Here is an 18,075-nt window from a genome sequence, read left to right as displayed (position 1 = left end):
ATAATAAAGTTAAGGAAAATAATATAAAACAAAATCACCCCTTCAAATCCCTTAACCTCAACTGAATACTCGTATTCCCATTCCAAGTATTCTCATCCAGCGAATAGACGGCTTTAAAGGGTTTTTTGTCTTTAATCAATTCATACTGTTCGCCCATTCCAAAACCTATGCCGGTAAAAGAAGCCGAGTTGCCTTGCTTGACTACCATCCTGAGATGGCTTTTGTCTTCCCCCACCTGTTTGCTCCAGCCGGTGTCCTGAAGGTTTTGGGTCATAAATACCGGGGTCATGTTGCCGGGGCCAAAGGGGGCAAATTGCTTTAACACCCTGAAAAACTTGGGGGTGATATCGTTCAGGTTGATTTCAAGGTCAACGGCAATTTCGGGGGTGAGTAGTTTTTTATCGATGGTTGCTTTGACCACTTCTTCAAATTTGGTTTTAAAGGCTTCAAACTGCTCTGGCAATAAGGTGAGGCCGGCGGCGTATTTGTGCCCGCCAAACTGTTCAATGCAATCTTCACAGGCCTCAATGGCGTTATACACATCAAAGTGCTTAACCGAGCGGGCACTGGCGGCGAGCTTGTCGCCACTCTTGGTAAAGACCAGTGTGGGACGGTAATAGGTTTCAGTTAGACGGGAGGCGACGATGCCTATCACGCCTTTGTGCCAGCTCTCCTGATAGACCACGGTGGTAAAGCGTTCTTCCTCACCATTAGTTTTGATGAGTTCCAGGGCTTCTTCAGTAATTTGTTTGTCGGTATCACGACGGTCCAAATTGTAAGTTTCTATTTCCTCTGCATATTTTTTGGCTTGCTCCGGGTCGGTTTCTGTCATCAGGTTGACTGCATGTTGGCCGTGTTTCATCCTTCCGGCGGCGTTGATGCGCGGGGCTATGATAAAGACCACATCACTCACTTCCAATTTGTCTTTTTTGAGTTGCTCAATTATCGCCTGAAAGCCCGGCCGTGGATTGCTGTTGATGACTTTCAATCCAAAATAGGTCAGTACCCTGTTCTCCCCGGTCATTGGGACGATGTCTGCACCTATGGCGGTGGCGACCAGATCGAGGTATAAAAGCAAGTCGTCAATGGTTTGCCCATGCCTTCCGGCAAGGGCTTGCACGAGTTTAAAACCCACACCACAAGCACACAGTTCGTCATAAGGATAAGAGCAGTCTTCCCTTTTGGGGTCTAGAACTGCCACGGCATCGGGTATCGTTTCTCCCGGGCGGTGGTGGTCACAGATGATAAAATCAATGTTTTTTTCTTTCGCGTAAGCAACTTTGTCAACCGCTTTGATGCCGCAATCCAAAGCAATAATCAAGCTAAAATTGTTGTCTGCGGCATAATCGATGCCTTTATAAGACACGCCATAGCCCTCCTCATAGCGGTCAGGGATGTAAGTCGCCACATTGGCATAATAGGAAAGCAAATAAGAAGACATCAAAGCAACCGAAGAGGTCCCGTCAACATCATAATCACCAAACACCAGGATGTTCTCCTCGTTAGCAATTGCCTGCTCAATGCGTACCACCGCTTTGTCCATATCCTTCATTAAAAAAGGGTCGTGCAGGTCTTTTAACGACGGGCGGAAAAACTTCTTGGCGTCCTCAAAACTTTCCACCCCGCGTTGCAATAAAAGCGTTGCAAGGATTTCATCGACCTGCAAATCTTTTGCCAGTGCAGTTATTTTTTGTGGTTCGGGTTTGGGTTTGAGAGTCCAATGCATGTGCAAATTCCAATTATAAAAATTCTAAATTCCAAAAGGAATCTGGATAATATTACGATTCTATATACTCTATTTCAATGGTTACTTCAGCAAATTTCCTGAACATTTCCATCACACCACAGTATTTTTCTACAGATAAATCTACAGCTTTTTTTAATTTATCCTGGGGTAACTCTTTTCCAAAAAACTGATACACTACATGAACGCTGTGGTAGTGTTTGGGATGTTCTTCAGTGAGTTCGCCAGTGGTGATGATTTTAAAATCGTCGACTTGTACTTTCATCTTGTTTAAAACAGAAATTACATCCAAGCCTGAGCATCCCGCTAGTGAGGAAAGCATCATGGCTTTTGGCGATAGACCACTGTTTTGTCCGCCGTTTTCAACAGATGTGTCTATCAATACTTTGTGCCCTGAGGGATTGTCTGATTCAAATTGTAGGTTTTGTTTCCAAGTTGTGGTGACAGTGTGGTTCATGTTCAAAAATTTTGTTTCTTGTATATTCCAAAAATACAAATTTAACTTTTCAATTATGCCATTAGTCTCACCACTTTCGCCAAACCACGACAAAGAAACGCAAGAGCTTGCCGCTTTTTTTAATGAGACCTTGGGCTTTTGTCCTAATTCGGTATTAACGATGCAACACCGTCCGGCAATTTCCAAAGCGTTTATCAACCTTAATAAAGCCGTGATGGCCAATGAAGGTAGGGTAACCTCAGCATTAAAACGTATGATTGCCTGGGTAAGCAGCAATGCGACAGGGTGCCGGTATTGCCAGGCACACGCCATCAGGGCTGCAGAGCGCTATGGAGCCGAACAGGAGCAGCTTGACAATATCTGGGAGTATCGCACCCACCCTACTTTTTCAGAGGCAGAACGAGCAGCACTGGACTTCTCGCTGGCGGCATCACAAGTGCCCAATGGGGTTGATGAAGGAATCAAACAACGACTGTATAAGCATTGGAACGAGGGCGAAATTGTGGAGATGCTGGGTGTCATCTCACTTTTTGGCTACCTCAACCGCTGGAATGATTCAATGGGTACGAGTATCGAGGAAGGCGCTGTTGAAAGTGGCGAAAAGTATTTGGGCAAACACGGTTGGGAAACCGGAAAGCACGCTTAAATCAAGCATTGAACCCTTTCGCTTAACAGCGGAACCACTTCAAGTTCAAACCATGGGTTCTTCCGCAACCAAAGGGTGTTTCTAGGTGAAGGGTGTGGTGTGGGGATGTATTCCGGCAGGAAGTCTTGATAATTTTTAACGGTTTTGGCGAGGGTTTTATACCGTTTTTCTTTTAGGTAATACCGCTGCGCATACTGGCCAATAAGCAAAGTCAATTCAATATTCGGCAATTCGCTCAGTACTTTTTGGTGCCAAGTGGGCGCGCATTCGGGTCTTGGAGGCAGATCACCGGACTTTCCTTTTCCGGGATAGCAAAAACCCATCGGTACGATGGCAAATTTTGTGGGGTCATAGAACGTGTCACGGCTCACTTGCAGCCAGTGCCGAAGCCTGTCACCGCTTTGGTCGTTCCACGGGATGCCTGTATTGTGCACTTTTGTGCCGGGTGCCTGTCCCACCACAAGGATTTTAGCATCGGGATGGGCAGTCAACACGGGATGTGGACCCAACGGCAAATGTTCAGCACAAAGGGTACAGTTTCTTATTTCGTGAAGTAATTTTTTCATTGTTAAGTGTCCTTTCCGGCAAGGATGACTACAATCTCGCCTTTTGGGGGTTTCGCGGTATAATGCTCCAGGACTTCTTTGATGCTTCCGCGAACGGTCTCTTCGTGTAACTTTGAAATTTCACGGGACACTGATACTCTTCGGTCTTCTCCAAAGTATTCTGCAAAATGTGCAAGGGTTTTCAGGAGCTTATGAGGCGATTCATAGAAAACCATGGTGCGGGTTTCTTCGGCCAGTGCCAGCAAACGGGTTTGTCGTCCTTTTTTAACTGGCAGAAAACCTTCAAAAACAAACTTGTCATTGGGCAGGCCACTGTTGACCAATGCAGGAACAAAAGCTGTGGCGCCGGGAAGACAGTCTACCTCTATACCTGCTACTATACAGGCACGGGTGAGCAAAAACCCCGGGTCGCTGATGGCCGGAGTGCCGGCGTCGCTGATCAAAGCAATCGTTTTACCGGCTTTGATCTGGCTCACGATGTTGTCAACAGTTTTATGTTCGTTGTGCATATGGTGCGAATGCATTTGTGTGCTGATTTCAAAATGCTTCAGGAGTTTTCCGCTGGTGCGAGTGTCTTCGGCTAAAATAAGGTCAACTTCTTTGAGAACTCTAATGGCCCTAAAGGTCATATCCTCAAGGTTTCCGATGGGTGTGGGCACCAGGTATAATTTTGACATTTGTTAATTAAATTTTTTCTCAATCAATAATAAAAACCGGTCCAGGTGTTGTTCTTTTCCTTCCCAGTTATAATCGGGCTTAACCATTGTATCGATAAAGCGTGTAGCTTCTTGATAGTTATTCATTGTAGTGATCTGTGAAATGACTCTGTGATACTCATCACTGTTGCCTTCAAACAAATGTTTTGTAAAAGCAAGGCGATCGTTTAGACCAATTTGAATGTTCTTGTTGAGTTTGTCATTGAGTGACTTGGGTTTGTTCTGTTCTGGGGTTTCTTTGGGTTCCGGAGCTGTGGGTTCCACCGGTTTTGGTGGTGTTTTTTGAGAATCTTTTCGTTCAAAAACAGGGGTTTGTTGATAATTTGAAGCAAAATCTTCAAGCTCACTCAAGGGTTTTGATTTTGAGGGTAAGAGTTCCTCCAATAGCTCATCAATTTTTTGTGTTTCTGAAGGCATTTGAGCAACAATGTCCTTAATTTTTTCAATAAGAGGCTCAGCAAGGTTCTCTTCATAGGTTGATTGTTCTACCGGTTGTGGGTCCTGGTCTTCTATGAATTTATCATAAGTTTTTGAATCGGTTGCTTCAATAGTTTCTTCCTCTTTATTCTTAGGTGGGTTCTTTTCTAAATGTAATTGTATGGTGAGCAATTCATAAAGCGCACGGGTTTTCTGATGCAAATCAACAAGAGAAGTTTCATTCATCGCTAAAATTTCATTGGCCAAATCTTTTAATTGCTCATGAAGCTTTTTTTCCATTGGATTTTATTTACGTTGGTTCTGACGATATTTAAAAAATACCATTTAAATTAAAAAATACAAAAAGCCGATTATATCTTTTCTTTTTATTTCGGTAACGACTTTTGTTTTTATAAATTTACCGATATAGAAGTATAACGAAAATTGCATTAGTTTTCGCATTGAAAAATACAAAATGTTTCTCGAAAATACAGTAAATCATAAAGAGCAATTTGGTTGGATAGAAGTCATCTGCGGTTCGATGTTTTCGGGCAAGACCGAAGAACTTATTCGCCGGCTAAAACGCGCGCAGTTTGCAAAACAACGTGTGGAGATTTTTAAACCTGCCCTAGACACCCGCTATGATGAAGATATGGTGGTTTCTCACGACAGTAATGAAATTAGATCAACCCCCGTTCCTGCAGCTGCCAATATTCCGATTCTTGCAGACAATTGTGATGTGGTTGGGATTGATGAAGCACAGTTTTTTGATGATGAAATCATAAAAGTATGCAACGACCTCGCAAATAGCGGAATTCGGGTGATTGTTGCAGGTCTTGATATGGATTTTAAAGGAAATCCTTTTGGCCCGATGCCTGCACTCATGGCCACTGCCGAATATGTTACAAAAGTACACGCCGTATGCACCCGCACCGGAAATCTGGCACAATACAGTTTTAGAAAATCCAGCAACGACAACCTGGTCATGCTGGGTGAAACAGAAGAATATGAGCCCCTCAGCAGAGCCGCTTATTACAAAGCCATGCTAAATGAAAAAGTGAAAAAGCTTAAAGTAAACGACCCGGAAATCATTCCTTCAAAAAAGTCTTCATAATGCCCAAAGCCACTGAAACCACTCTTGAGATAGACTTGAATGCCCTGACTCAAAATTTTAAATACTTAAAATCAAAATTAAAGCCCGGGGTGAAGTTTATGGGAGTGGTAAAAGCATTTGCATATGGAAGTGACAGTCGTGTGATTGCTAAAAAACTGGAGCAACTAAGTGCAGACTATCTTGCGGTTGCCTACGCTTCTGAAGGGATCTTGCTGAGAGATGAAGGTATTCAAGCACCCATACTGGTATTGCACCCTCAAACTGTCAATTTTGATAAAATTGTTGCCCGTTGTTTGGAACCCAGTATTTATTCTCCATTGATGTTACAGCGTTTTATCGCTTTCGCGGAAGCAAATCAATTAAAAGACTACCCCATTCACATTAAAATCAATACCGGTATGAACAGAATTGGTTTTGCTCCAAACGAAGTTCAGGCCATTGCAGACTTGATGGGCAGTACAACTGCGGTAAAAGTAAAGTCCATTTTTTCACATTTGGCGGCCAGTGAAGATATGGGCAATAAAGCGTTTACAGAAAAACAACTTGCTCTTTTTCAGGAAAGCTCAGAGCGACTAATCAAACTTTTGTGTTATCAGCCTTTAAGGCACTCTTTAAACACCTCGGGTATTTTAAATTACCCAAACGCTCAGTTTGACATGGTGCGTAGTGGTATTGGTTTGTATGGTTTTGGAAACGATGCCATAGAAAACCAACACCTTAAGCCGGTGGCGACATTAAAAAGCATCGTGTCACAAATTCATCACATAAAAAAGGGTGAAAGTGTGGGTTATAATTTTGGCTTTGTTGCCACTAATGATACTAAAACAGCAACTTTACCATTGGGTCACGCAGATGGAATCAACCGAAGTTATGGAAAGGGAAAGGGTTTTGTGACCATCCATGGAAAACGTGCCCCAATGATTGGAAACATCTGTATGGATATGCTGATGGTGGATATTTCAGGTATTGATTGTGAAGAAGGAGATGAAGTGGTTGTTTTTGGTCAAAAAAATACTGCTGATGAATTTGCTGAAACTATAAATTCTATATCCTATGAAATTATTACCGCTATCTCTCAAAGGGTAAAAAGAATTGTTATAGAAGATAAATTTTAGTATTTTTATTTCACTAACTATTAAACCAAAAAAAATGCTAAAAGAATTTAGAAGTTTTATCATGACCGGCAACGTTATTGATCTGGCCGTTGCGGTTATTTTGGCCGGAGCCGTTGGGCTCGTTGTCAATGGATTTGTAATAAACATTATGATGCCCATAGTGGGTCATTTTGCAGGTGGTATGGCCTTTGAAGATTTAAGAATCATCCTCTCTGAAGCAGTAATTGCTGCAGATGGAACTGTTACAACCCCTGAAAACGCCATTAGGTATGGTGCTTGGATTAACTCGATTATCAATTTAGTAATTGTTGGTTTTGTTTTGTTTATCATTGTCAAAGCTTACAACAAAACCAAGAAAAAGAAAAAAGAAGAACCCGCTGCTCCCAAAGGACCTACTCAAGAAGAACTTTTAGCAGAAATCAGGGATTTATTAAAGAAATAATACCGCTCACTATATATTCTAACTTTAAGCCATTCGTCAAAAGCGGATGGTTTTTTATTTAAATTTTAACCGTTTTAAATGGTCTTCTTTTTAACTTTGTTCCTTTATTCAATTTTAATTTAAAGAGCTTAGTTGACTTATGAGGATAGCAGTTGTAGGTGCCACCGGAATGGTTGGAGAAGTAATGCTTCAGGTGTTGGAAGAAAGAAATTTTTCAATTTCAGAATTGATGTTAGTCGCTTCCGAACGTTCGGTTGGGAAAAAAATTTCATTTAAAGGAAAAGAGCACACGGTTATTAGTCTACAAGATGCTGTAAAGGCAAAGCCCGAAATAGCTTTATTTTCCGCCGGAGGAACTACCTCGCTGGAATGGGCTCCGAAATTTGCAGCAGTCGGCACTACAGTTGTTGACAATTCTTCTGCCTGGCGCATGGATCCTTCAAAAAAACTGATTGTTCCCGAAATAAATGCCACCCTACTCACAAAGAATGATAAGATCATCGCAAATCCAAATTGCTCAACCATTCAAATGGTACTTGCGCTCCATCCGTTACATAAAAAATATAGTATTAAACGTGTGGTAGTTTCTACATATCAATCTATCACAGGAACAGGCGTGAAAGCTGTACGGCAACTTGAAAACGAAATGAAGGGTGAAAAAGGCGAAATGGCCTACCCCTATCCAATTCATCAAAACGCTATTCCACAATGTGATGTCTTTGAGGAAAACGGATACACCAAAGAAGAAATGAAACTAGTAAGGGAAACACAAAAAATACTTGATGACCGAAGTATTGCAGTGACCGCTACCGCAATTAGAATTCCTGTAGTGGGCGGCCATAGCGAATCTGTAAATATTGAATTTGAACATGATTTTGAACTTAGTGAAATAAGGACTCTCCTGCACAATACACCCGGAATTACACTTCAGGACAACCCAGACACAAATACCTACCCAATGCCTGTTTATGCTAAAGGAAAGGATGATGTATTTGTGGGTCGCATTCGTAGAGATGCATCACAGCCTCGCACATTAAATATGTGGATTGTTAGCGATAACTTGAGAAAAGGAGCCGCAACTAATACTGTTCAAATTGCTGAGTATCTGGTTGAAAAACAATTGCTTTAAAAAAGTAGTGCAAATTTGATTTTTTCGGTGGTTTTTATATCTTTAGATATTCCTATTCTAAAGAGACCTTAAAACCAACCTATTATGAATTCAACCTTCACTAAAATCATTCGTTTTCTACTAGCTATTATTTTAATACTAATTGGGCTCAATAAGTTCTTTCAGTTCATTCCTGCTCCTGAAATCCCAGAGGATGCTTCAGAATTTATGGGTTCATTAAAAGCAACAGGCTATGTGCTTCCTGTTTTAGGGGTGGTAGAAATTTTTATTGGTCTATTATTGTTGTTCAATAAGTGGGTGGCTTTTGCGGTAATTGCGTTGGTTCCTATTTCGTTAAACGTCCTTCTTTATCACTTGTTTTTAGATATTCCACACATTGGGATTGCTGCTTTGGTGGCCGTTATAAATTTTATCCTCCTTTACAAACTATGGCCTAAATATAAGCCGCTTTTTAACTAATATTAACACATCTTTTTTAGTAAGTTTGTGCTTATTAAAAAATTCCCTTATGAAAAAATCACTAATTGTAGTTTTTTCTCTTTCACTCATTTTGGGCTGTAAAGAAGAAAGCACAGAAAAATCTATGCAGTTAAATTATCCGGAAACCAAAAAAGTTGACACTATTGACACTTATTTTGGCACAGAAATACAAGATCCTTACCGTTGGCTTGAAGACGATATGTCTGATGAAACCGCAAAATGGGTTGAAGAACAAAACCAAGTGACTTTTGATTTTTTAAATCAAATTCCTTTTAGAAACGAAATAAACAACAGACTCACAGAGTTTTGGAACTATGAAAAAATAAGTGCTCCCTTTATTGAAGGAGGAATTACTTATTTTTATAAAAATGATGGCCTGCAAGACCATTATGTCGTTTACAGAATGATGGACGAGGTAGAAGAAGTTTTTTTAGACCCCAATACCTTCTCAGAAGATGGAACAACTTCATTAGATGATTTGAGCTTTTCAAAAAGTGGAAAGCTGGCTGCTTATAGCATTTCTGAAGGAGGAAGCGACTGGAGAAAAGTGATTGTGATTGATACAGAAACCAAAGAACAAGTAGGCGACACCCTTGTTGATCTTAAGTTCACGGGAATTGCCTGGAAGGGCGATGAAGGTTTTTACTATTCTACCTACGAGAAGCCTGAAGGGAGTCAGCTTTCAGCAATGACTAATGAACACAAGCTCTATTTCCACAAGCTTAACACAAATCAAAAGGAAGATGAAGTGATTTTTGGTGGAACAGAAAACCAAAAAGGAAGATATATTGGAGGGACTATTTCTGAAGACGGCCGATTTCTTTACATTTCAAGATCTGTCTCTACAAGTGGAAACGAACTTTATTTGATGGATTTAGAAAAAGGTGACACTAAAATTCTTCCCATAATAATAGGGTTTGAAAATACAACCTCGGTACTAGACAATAAAGGAAGCAAATTGTATATTCAAACTAATTTGGATGCGGCTAATCAAAAAATAGTTACTGTTGATGCATCAAATCCACTTTCTGAAAACTGGGAAGATTTAATTCCTGAAACTGAACATGTGCTAAGTCCATCAACCGGTAGTGGATATATTTTTGCGCGTTATATGGTTGATGCTGTTTCTAAAGTAAAACAATTTGACTTTGACGGAAATTTAATAAGAGAAATTGAGCTTCCCGGAATTGGTACTGCAGGTGGTTTTGGTGGAAAAAGTGAAGCAGAAAACATGTATTATTCTTTCTCAAATTATAAAACCCCTTCAAGTATTTATAGTTATGATGTAGAAACAGGAACTTCAGAGATTTACTGGCAACCTGAAATGGATTTTGATCCAGATGAATATGAGTCCAATCAAGTTTTCTATGCCTCTAAAGACGGCACAAAAGTGCCCATGATTATCACCCACAAAAAAGGTCTGGACCTCAACGGAAAAAACCCAACCATTTTATATGGATATGGCGGTTTTAACGTAAGCTTGCCTCCCGGTTTTTCAACTATTTCTGCTGTTTGGTTGGAAATGGGTGGAGTATATGCTGTTCCAAACATTCGTGGAGGTGGAGAATATGGGAGAGCGTGGCACGACGCCGGAATAAAACTAAAGAAACAAAATGTATTTGATGACTTTATAGCTGCTGCAGAATATCTAATTGATAAAAGATTTACTTCAAGTGATTATCTTGCTATTAGAGGTGCCTCAAATGGAGGCCTTTTAGTAGGAGCTGTTGTAAACCAACGCCCCGAACTTTTTAAAGTTGGAATACCTCAAGTGGGTGTAATGGACATGCTGAGATATCACACTTTTACAGCAGGTGCAGGCTGGGCTTATGACTATGGTACAGCCAATGACAACGAAGAAATGTTTCAGTATTTGAAAAGCTATTCTCCTTTGCATAACATTCAAGAAGGTCAAAATTATCCTGCTATAATGGTTACAACTGCAGATCACGATGACAGAGTGGTCCCTGCTCATTCATTTAAATATGCTGCAGAACTACAGTCTAAGGAAACCGGAGAAGCTCCCAAATTAATTAGAATTGATGTGGGTGCAGGTCACGGAGCTGGGATGCCCGTTTCAAAAATAGTAGATTTGCACACTGATATTTTTGGATTCATTTTATACAATATGGGTTATGATAAACTTCCCGAATAACCTTTTACCGCCTAAAACATAAAAGCCCTCATTTGAGGGCTTTTTTTATTGAGTGTAAATTTAAAAAAATTATTGTTTTACAAATCTCTTTGTGGCAGTTGCTCCCTCAATTTGAACCTCCAAAAAGTAAGTACCTGAGGATAAATGTTCGACCGAAAGAATGGTTGATTCAAGTTTTCCTGTACTTATAACTCTTCCTGAGATATCATAAATTGAGTAATCAACCTCATCAAATGTATTTTTTAAATGAATGTTTAACGATTCATTTGCAGGGACCGGTGAAATGGTAAAGCTATATAAATTGGATTCAGTTACAGCAAGGTGTTGTCCTTCAACAATATGATGTACTGTATTTATTTCAGGGTTTTGAATAACATCTACAACTCCAGAGGGCCATTTTATTACCAGTTCCTCAATCTCTGTGTCTGTTCCTATGCCAAAATGAGTATTTAATGTGCTCATATACCGAAACCCTTCACCACTTCTAACATCCCTTATTTGAGTGCCCAAAGCACTCGTGATTTCTACCCTGGCGCCTATTCCGTTTATATTGCTTTCTACTCCTTCTGTATTAATAACTATCCAGTTATTGTCGTTTCCTTCATTATAATATATAGTGGTTGCTCTAAAAGCATCTAGAAACCCGTCGTTATTCAAATCTGCTATTGAAGCTCCGGAAAATGGGATGGAAATTTGTGTAAAAGTTAAATCACCGTTGTTAATGAACAATTTATTAGAATTTCCGAAAATATCAAGAAATCCATCGTTATTAAAATCATAAGTTGCATGCTCAACACTAGTGCCTTCAAATGTTTCAAATCCAGATCCCTCAGTTATATTAGAAAAAGTACCATCACCATTATTTCGCATAAGTTTATGGCCACCATCTGTGAAGGAACTTGCTCCTACCAGTAAATCCATATAGCCGTCATTGTCATAATCTCCAACAGCTGCAGACCAAGTTTGAATGGGGTCGTTCAATCCTGCTTCAATTGCAACGTCTGTAAAAGTTCCGTCACCATTATTTTTTAAAAGTTGGTTGGTTCGTCGTTCAACGCTACCGCCACATTTTGCCATAAACATATCCTGCAGGCCATCATTGTTATAATCAAACCACAACGAGCCATAATGACCTCCCGTTGGAAAATCACCGATCCCACCTTGATTGAAAGAAAGATTTCCATCGCCATCATTAATGAAATAAACATTTGGAGCGACATCATGACAAACAAAGGCATCCAGATTTCCGTCATTGTTTATATCCACAAAATTGGAGCGCTGAGAAAATATAAACTCGGGAAATGATGTTTGAGTATAGGCTGTTCCGTCGTTGTTTGCAATCATAAAAGTTACTCCGGAACCACCTCCGTAGAGCAAGTCATTATAACCATTGCCGGTTAAATCTCCGGCTGCTAGACTCCATGATGGCGCATTTTCAACATCTGCTACCGGAAAGTTCTGCTCAGTGAAAGAACCATCGTTATTTTGAAAATGGATTTGAATATTTGTGGTGTTTACTGAGACAATATCATCTAGAAAATCACCGTTCATGTCGACTGCACAAATGCTATATTGTCCTGTTGTGTTTATGCCTGTTGATTGGAAACTAACCTGAGAAATTCCTATACAAAAAATAAATAAAGTGGTTAGTAAACAGATAGTTTGTTTCATAATTGCAATTCATTTTAGGTTTAATACTTTACAAATCTTATGGCTGCTTTTTGGTCATTAACATCTAAATTCAACACATAAACTCCAGATGAAACTTTAGAGACATCAATTGTGCTGCTATTTAATGTTTCAGAAAAGACCAACCTTCCAGACATGTCATAAATTTGAGCCTGCGCTCCAATTAAATTTTCTCTAGTAGAAAGCGCTAAAATATCCTTCACGGGATTTGGTGAAAGTGTTAAATCAAACAAACGGTTTTCTTCTACACTAAGTGTTTGTCCTTCAACTATGAGGTGAGTGGTATTAATCTCTGGGTTTTCAATCACATCGATAGTTCCAGAAGGCCATCTTACAATTAATTGCTCAATTTCGGTGTCTTGACCGATTCCAAAATGAGTGTTAAGGGTACTCATAAATCGAAATCCTTCTCCACTTCTAACATCTCTAATTTGTGTGCCAAGAGCACTTACAATCTCAATTCTGGCACCAATTCCGTTTCTGTTGCTTTCAACACCTTGGGTGTTTATTACAATCCAGTTGTTGTTATTTCCACTATTATAATGTATCTCATTTCCCTGAAAAGCATCTAAAAAACCATCATTGTTGAGGTCTGCTATTGCAGCTCCTGAAAAGGGAATTGTTGTGGTTGTAAATGTGAAGTCCCCGTTATTTATAAACAACGTGTTTGAATTTCCAAAAATATCAAGATAACCGTCATTGTTGAAGTCATAAGTTGCGTGTTCTATACTGGTTCCGCCAAAGGTATCAAACCCGGAACCTGCAGTGATATCTGTGAAAGTTCCGTCACCATTATTTCTCATTAATTTATGACCGCCATCAGAAAAAGAACTGGCTCCTACTAGAACATCCATAAATCCATCATTATCAAAATCTCCCCAAGCTGATGACCATGTTTGAACAGCGTCTCTTAAACCAGATTCAACACTTACATCAGTGAAAGTGCCGTCTCCATTGTTTCTGTGTAGTTCATTAAATTTTGCAGTTGCACCTTGACCTCCTCCACTGCATTTTGCAATGAAAAGGTCTAAGTTTCCATCATTATTATAATCTACCCAAAGAGAGCCATAATGGCCTCCAACAGGCACATCACCAAGACCGCCTTGATTAAATTCTAAATTCCCATTACCGTCATTAATAAAATATACATTAGGAGCAATATCATGACAAGCAAAAGCATCAAGGTTTCCATCATTGTTGATATCAACAAAATTTGTGCGTTGTACAAAAACAAACTCAGGAAAAGAAACTTCAGTATATGCGGTTCCGTTGTTGTTTGCTCTCATAAAGGTTACGCCACTACTACTGCCATAGATTAAATCGTTATAACCGTTTCCGGTATAGTCACCGGCAGATAAACTCCATGATGGAAGGTTGTCAGCAGGAGTTGTATTAAAATCTTGTGGGGTGAAAGTTCCATTTTCATTTTGAAAGTGGATGTTAATATTGGTGCCACTCACTGAAACAATATCATCCAGATAGTCACCATTCATGTCTACTGCACAAATTTTATATTGTCCTGTAACATCAATGTTTTCTGTTGTAAAACTGATTTGAGAAAAAACTGTGTTTATTGATAGAAAAGCAATTATCAATAGTGTAATTTTTGATTTCATAAGTAAAAGAATTGTTTTTAAATGTTTAATTACAGTTAGTATCTAATGAGTTAATCCATTCTTCAACCAAAAGAACAGCTTCATCGTGGATTAACTTTCTGCCCACAAGAGGCATTTTTATAGCGTCTTCTGTAGTGTTCATCCTGTGAAAAAGTACAGATTTATCGGCATCACCGGGATAAACAATATGTGTTGGGTCTGCGTCAGTAATCCAGAAGCTTATATCCTCATCGGGTTCTACACAGATTCCTAAATTTTCTTCAGCGATAGTTTCACTAAAAGAGAGTCTTATGGGTCTGTAATCGCAATGACCTCCTTCTGAGTGGCAATGTGCACAATTTGAGTCAAAATATGAACGCATTCTTAAATCCAGCGATTCTGAACTGTCTTCCCAATCTACAGTCGTAGATATTGAAGCAGGGTAGTTACTGTCTAAATAGCCCATTTCCTCCCATTTTACCATTTGATTTTCGCTACCGTCTGAATAATTAAAAATGGAATTGATGTTTTGGGGTTTTGGCCCGATTGGGACTGCGTCACCAAAAGTTTTATGACACATTAAACATTCTGATTCTGAAGGGATTCTGTAATTGACGCTTTTTGCCTGTCCGTTGTGAAGCCATTCAATTGGGACGTTTCTGCCATTCATATCAAGAATTGCTTCCGTTTGATCTTCATTCCAGATATATTCAGCAAAAACCCATTGGTTATCTTTTTTTATGAGCAATCTTGTTTCAAGTATTTTTGTCACATTTTCCGGTAGAACATTGTCATAATAGAAGTTTTTAATGATGATGGTTCCTTCCGGAAAATTAAATAGTTTATCATCACCAATAAAGCTCGCTTTTTGCTCAGATGGCATCCAAACAAATCTTTTTTTATGAGCATAATCAGTAAAAAGCGGAGTGATGAGTTCATAGGGCAATACCCCATAAACAGGGTTTAAATTTGCCATATCCCCCTCAAAAAAATTGTATTCTGAAAGTGTTGGATAAGGAATGCTTTCAGGGTCAAAATTAACGGGAGATTCAGGCAAAGGTTCTTCAATGATCGGGTCGTATTCTTCTGAGTCTGAAGAACAGGAAAATAAAAGTACCGCCATGAGTAAGATTGTGGGGAATTTAAGCTTAATCATAATAAAAAAATATTAATCTATTGTAATAGAAGGGTACAAGATAATTGATTTTTGTGAAATCTTGTATTAAAAATTTAGAAAGTCGTTGTTTTTAAATTAGTTCTGCCAAATCTTTACCAATTTCTGAACCAATTGCAACTCCCATTCCACCTAATCTTATTCCACAAAAAACAGACTCAGAAATTTGTTTTACAACGGGCTTCTTTTTATTTCCCACACCCATTATTCCACTCCATCGATGCTCAATTTCAAATTTTTGATTGGGAAGAATCACCTCTTTTAAAAAGGTTTCTAATTGATTCTGGATTATATCTGTAAGTCCAAAATTGGTGGTTTCTTCTTTTTGGAAATCCAAATTTCTTCCCCCTCCCAATAAAATTCTATTGTTGATATTTCGGAAATAATAAAAACCTTTGTCAAGGTGAAATGTGCCCTTAATTTGTAACCCATTGATAGGTTTGGTAATTAGCACTTGCGCCCTTGCCGGTTTGATGTCTTCATTTAATAATTGATTTGCAAAACCATTTGTGGCAAAAAGCAGTTTATGTGTTTGAAACTCAAAATTGTTATTTATTTCAAGAGCAACACCATTTTTTAATTCTGAAAAGGAAGTTACAGATGCACTATTAACAATTAAAATGTCCTTTTTAATAGCTTTTTTAACCAAAGCTTGCATCATTTTGCCGGTATCTATTTGCCCTTCAAAAAAAGTGCTTACATAGTTTTTTATGATGTTTTGAAAGTTAAAAGAATTGTGATTTTTATAGTAAACTGACTCTTTAAAAAGGGGTTTTAGAAGTGTATTAATACGGGGTACTGCCTCCAAACACTCTTCAAATAATTTTGATTCTTTAGAAAGAAATAATTCGTGACCTCCCCACTGTTTGAATCCTATAGATTGATCTCCCAAGGTTTTTCTTAGTAAGTTTAAGCCATTTATTCTTTTTTTAACAAGTTGAAACACTTCTTCCTCACTGTGGTTTTTCAAATCTTCTACTATTTCAGAAATGCTTCCAAAACAGGCAAAACCAGCGTTTTTAGTACTCGCTCCACTGGGAAGTATACCTCTCTCTAAAACGAGTATTTTACTTTCGGGAAATTTTTCACGTAAAGCTAAGGCACAATTCAAACCCACGATGCCACTGCCCACGATTGTAAAATCAACCGATTCAAACCAAGCACTTATTTCCCAGTAACTTAAATGCATAAGCATAAAAAAAGCTCCAAAATGGAGCTTAATAGTTATTCATCTTCGGGTTCATTCATTGTGAATGACTCCATAAATTTTGTGGTGTAATTACCTGATATGTAATCAGGGTGATCCATCAATTGCCTGTGAAATGGGATTGTGGTTTTCACACCTTCAATCACAAATTCATCCAGGGCTCTTTTCATTTTGTTTATGGCTTCTTCCCGGGTTTGAGCAGTTGTTATTAATTTAGCAATCATCGAATCGTAGTTTGGCGGAATACTGTAACCCGCATAAACGTGGGTGTCAAGTCGCACGCCATGACCTCCGGGAGCATGTAAAACAGTAATTTTTCCTGGCGATGGTCTAAAGTCATTATATGGGTCTTCTGCATTAATTCTGCATTCAATTGAATGAAGGTTTGGAGTATAGTTTTTACCTGAAATTGGCACACCTGCAGCAACTAAGATTTGCTCTCTAATCAAGTCAAAATCTATAACTTGTTCGGTAATGGGATGTTCAACCTGTATACGGGTATTCATCTCCATAAAATAAAAGTTTCTGTGCTTATCTACCAAAAATTCGATGGTTCCGGCACCTTCATATTTTATTGATTCTGCGGCTTTAACAGCTGCGTCACCCATTGCTTTTCTAAGCTTGGTTGTCATAAACGGCGAAGGAGTTTCTTCGGTAAGCTTTTGGTGTCTTCTCTGAATCGAGCAATCTCTTTCTGAAAGGTGACAGGCTTTTCCGGTGGAATCTCCAACAACTTGAATTTCAATGTGTCGTGGTTCTTCAATGAGCTTTTCCATATACATACCGTCATTTCCAAAAGCTGCTCCAGCTTCTTGTCTTGCTGAATCCCAGGCCGCCTTTAAGTTTTCTTTTTTCAACACGGCTCTCATACCTTTACCTCCGCCACCGGCTGTTGCCTTAAGCATCACGGGATAACCCATTTTTTGAGCAACTTTTTCAGCTTCTTCATAGTCTTCCAACAAACCGTCAGATCCTGGAATACACGGTACTCCAGCTGCCAGCATCGTGGCTCTTGCAGAAGCTTTGTCTCCCATTTTGTCAATCATTTCAGGAGAGGCTCCAATAAACTTAATTTTATGGTCTGCACAAATTGCAGAAAATTTAGCGTTTTCAGCTAAAAAACCATAACCAGGGTGAATGGCATCAGCATTAGTGATTTCTGCTGCGGCTATTATATTTGATATTTTGAGATAGGATAAATTACTTGCAGGAGGGCCTATACAAACGGCTTCATCAGCAAACCTTACGTGCAAGCTTTCTGCATCTGCTGTTGAATATACAGCAACTGTTTTTATGCCCATTTCTTTACAGGTTCTGATAATACGTAAAGCAATTTCACCCCTGTTTGCAATAAGAATCTTTTTAAACATAGTTAAGATTATTAAAGGTTTTCTCCTTTTAAAACCGATTGCTTTATAAATAAAACAAT

The 18,075-nt window shown here is 39.1% G+C and carries 17 protein-coding genes; 7 read left to right on the top strand and 10 right to left on the bottom strand.

Annotated elements, in window-relative coordinates; genetic code table 11:
• Window positions 1–34 precede the first annotated feature (34 nt).
• Both recJ and IEV69_RS00610 read right to left on the bottom strand, forming a co-directional pair.
• Window positions 35–1,726 (bottom strand): single-stranded-DNA-specific exonuclease RecJ, encoded by a 1,692-nt coding sequence (recJ, locus tag IEV69_RS00615; protein WP_188438433.1) that lies wholly within the window; start codon window positions 1,724–1,726, stop codon window positions 35–37.
• 52 nt (window positions 1,727–1,778) lie between these two features.
• Window positions 1,779–2,201: an OsmC family protein gene (locus IEV69_RS00610; RefSeq protein WP_188438431.1), complete on the bottom strand. Its 423-nt coding sequence runs from the start codon at window positions 2,199–2,201 to the stop codon at window positions 1,779–1,781.
• A gap of 55 nt (window positions 2,202–2,256) precedes the next feature.
• Here IEV69_RS00610 and IEV69_RS00605 point away from each other — a divergent pair, with 55 nt between their 5' ends.
• Window positions 2,257–2,847 carry a carboxymuconolactone decarboxylase family protein gene (locus tag IEV69_RS00605; RefSeq protein ID WP_188438429.1) on the top strand — a complete coding sequence of 197 codons (591 nt, stop codon included), beginning with the start codon at window positions 2,257–2,259 and terminating at the stop codon, window positions 2,845–2,847.
• Here IEV69_RS00605 and IEV69_RS00600 read toward each other — a convergent pair.
• From IEV69_RS00600 to IEV69_RS00590, 3 genes are read right to left on the bottom strand one after another with little or no spacing between them, the layout of a single operon-like run.
• Window positions 2,844–3,413, bottom strand: coding sequence for a uracil-DNA glycosylase family protein (locus IEV69_RS00600; protein WP_188438428.1), 570 nt, complete (start codon window positions 3,411–3,413; stop codon window positions 2,844–2,846). The two genes, IEV69_RS00605 and IEV69_RS00600, sit on opposite strands and share 4 nt — an antisense overlap.
• Window positions 3,414–3,415: 2 nt before the next feature.
• Window positions 3,416–4,090, bottom strand: coding sequence for a 16S rRNA (cytidine(1402)-2'-O)-methyltransferase (gene rsmI / locus IEV69_RS00595; RefSeq protein WP_188438427.1), 675 nt, complete (start codon window positions 4,088–4,090; stop codon window positions 3,416–3,418).
• A gap of 3 nt (window positions 4,091–4,093) precedes the next feature.
• Window positions 4,094–4,846: a DUF8457 domain-containing protein gene (locus tag IEV69_RS00590; RefSeq protein ID WP_188438426.1), complete on the bottom strand. Its 753-nt coding sequence runs from the start codon at window positions 4,844–4,846 to the stop codon at window positions 4,094–4,096.
• Between the two features lie 175 nt (window positions 4,847–5,021).
• Between IEV69_RS00590 and IEV69_RS00585 the strand changes: the two genes are divergently transcribed.
• The 6 genes from IEV69_RS00585 (at window position 5,022) to IEV69_RS00560 (ending at window position 10,981) form a co-directional block, all read left to right on the top strand.
• On the top strand, window positions 5,022–5,660 hold the full coding sequence (locus tag IEV69_RS00585; protein ID WP_188438425.1) for a thymidine kinase: 639 nt from the start codon (window positions 5,022–5,024) through the stop codon (window positions 5,658–5,660).
• The gene (alr, locus tag IEV69_RS00580; RefSeq protein ID WP_188438424.1) at window positions 5,660–6,775 is read left to right on the top strand and encodes an alanine racemase; all 1,116 of its coding nucleotides are present in this window, start codon (window positions 5,660–5,662) and stop codon (window positions 6,773–6,775) included. The genes IEV69_RS00585 and alr overlap by 1 nt, the downstream gene beginning before the upstream one ends.
• Window positions 6,776–6,809: 34 nt before the next feature.
• Entirely contained in the window at window positions 6,810–7,217 is a 408-nt protein-coding gene (mscL, locus tag IEV69_RS00575; RefSeq protein ID WP_188438423.1) for a large conductance mechanosensitive channel protein MscL, read from the top strand.
• Between the two features lie 139 nt (window positions 7,218–7,356).
• Complete coding sequence (locus tag IEV69_RS00570) at window positions 7,357–8,346, top strand: aspartate-semialdehyde dehydrogenase (protein WP_188438421.1); 990 nt, start codon at window positions 7,357–7,359, stop codon at window positions 8,344–8,346.
• An 84-nt stretch (window positions 8,347–8,430) separates the two neighbouring features.
• Window positions 8,431–8,805 carry a DoxX family membrane protein gene (locus tag IEV69_RS00565; RefSeq protein WP_188438415.1) on the top strand — a complete coding sequence of 125 codons (375 nt, stop codon included), beginning with the start codon at window positions 8,431–8,433 and terminating at the stop codon, window positions 8,803–8,805.
• Between the two features lie 49 nt (window positions 8,806–8,854).
• Complete coding sequence (locus IEV69_RS00560; RefSeq protein WP_188438413.1) at window positions 8,855–10,981, top strand: prolyl oligopeptidase family serine peptidase; 2,127 nt, start codon at window positions 8,855–8,857, stop codon at window positions 10,979–10,981.
• A 69-nt stretch (window positions 10,982–11,050) separates the two neighbouring features.
• Here IEV69_RS00560 and IEV69_RS00555 read toward each other — a convergent pair whose 3' ends face one another.
• The 5 genes from IEV69_RS00555 to accC form a co-directional block, all read right to left on the bottom strand.
• Window positions 11,051–12,652: an FG-GAP-like repeat-containing protein gene (locus IEV69_RS00555; RefSeq protein WP_188438411.1), complete on the bottom strand. Its 1,602-nt coding sequence runs from the start codon at window positions 12,650–12,652 to the stop codon at window positions 11,051–11,053.
• Between the two features lie 20 nt (window positions 12,653–12,672).
• Window positions 12,673–14,286 (bottom strand): FG-GAP-like repeat-containing protein, encoded by a 1,614-nt coding sequence (locus IEV69_RS00550; protein ID WP_188438409.1) that lies wholly within the window; start codon window positions 14,284–14,286, stop codon window positions 12,673–12,675.
• Between the two features lie 25 nt (window positions 14,287–14,311).
• Window positions 14,312–15,421 carry a hypothetical protein gene (locus IEV69_RS00545; RefSeq protein ID WP_188438407.1) on the bottom strand — a complete coding sequence of 370 codons (1,110 nt, stop codon included), beginning with the start codon at window positions 15,419–15,421 and terminating at the stop codon, window positions 14,312–14,314.
• A gap of 91 nt (window positions 15,422–15,512) precedes the next feature.
• Window positions 15,513–16,628: an NAD(P)/FAD-dependent oxidoreductase gene (locus IEV69_RS00540; protein WP_188438405.1), complete on the bottom strand. Its 1,116-nt coding sequence runs from the start codon at window positions 16,626–16,628 to the stop codon at window positions 15,513–15,515.
• A gap of 35 nt (window positions 16,629–16,663) precedes the next feature.
• Window positions 16,664–18,016: an acetyl-CoA carboxylase biotin carboxylase subunit gene (accC, locus tag IEV69_RS00535; RefSeq protein WP_188438403.1), complete on the bottom strand. Its 1,353-nt coding sequence runs from the start codon at window positions 18,014–18,016 to the stop codon at window positions 16,664–16,666.
• Between the last annotated feature and the right edge of the window lie 59 nt (window positions 18,017–18,075).

Origin of the sequence: Planktosalinus lacus, assembly GCF_014640155.1 — a bacterium.
Classification (GTDB): Bacteria; Bacteroidota; Bacteroidia; order Flavobacteriales; family Flavobacteriaceae; genus Planktosalinus; species Planktosalinus lacus.
This window is presented reverse-complemented; position numbering and strand designations above follow the sequence as displayed.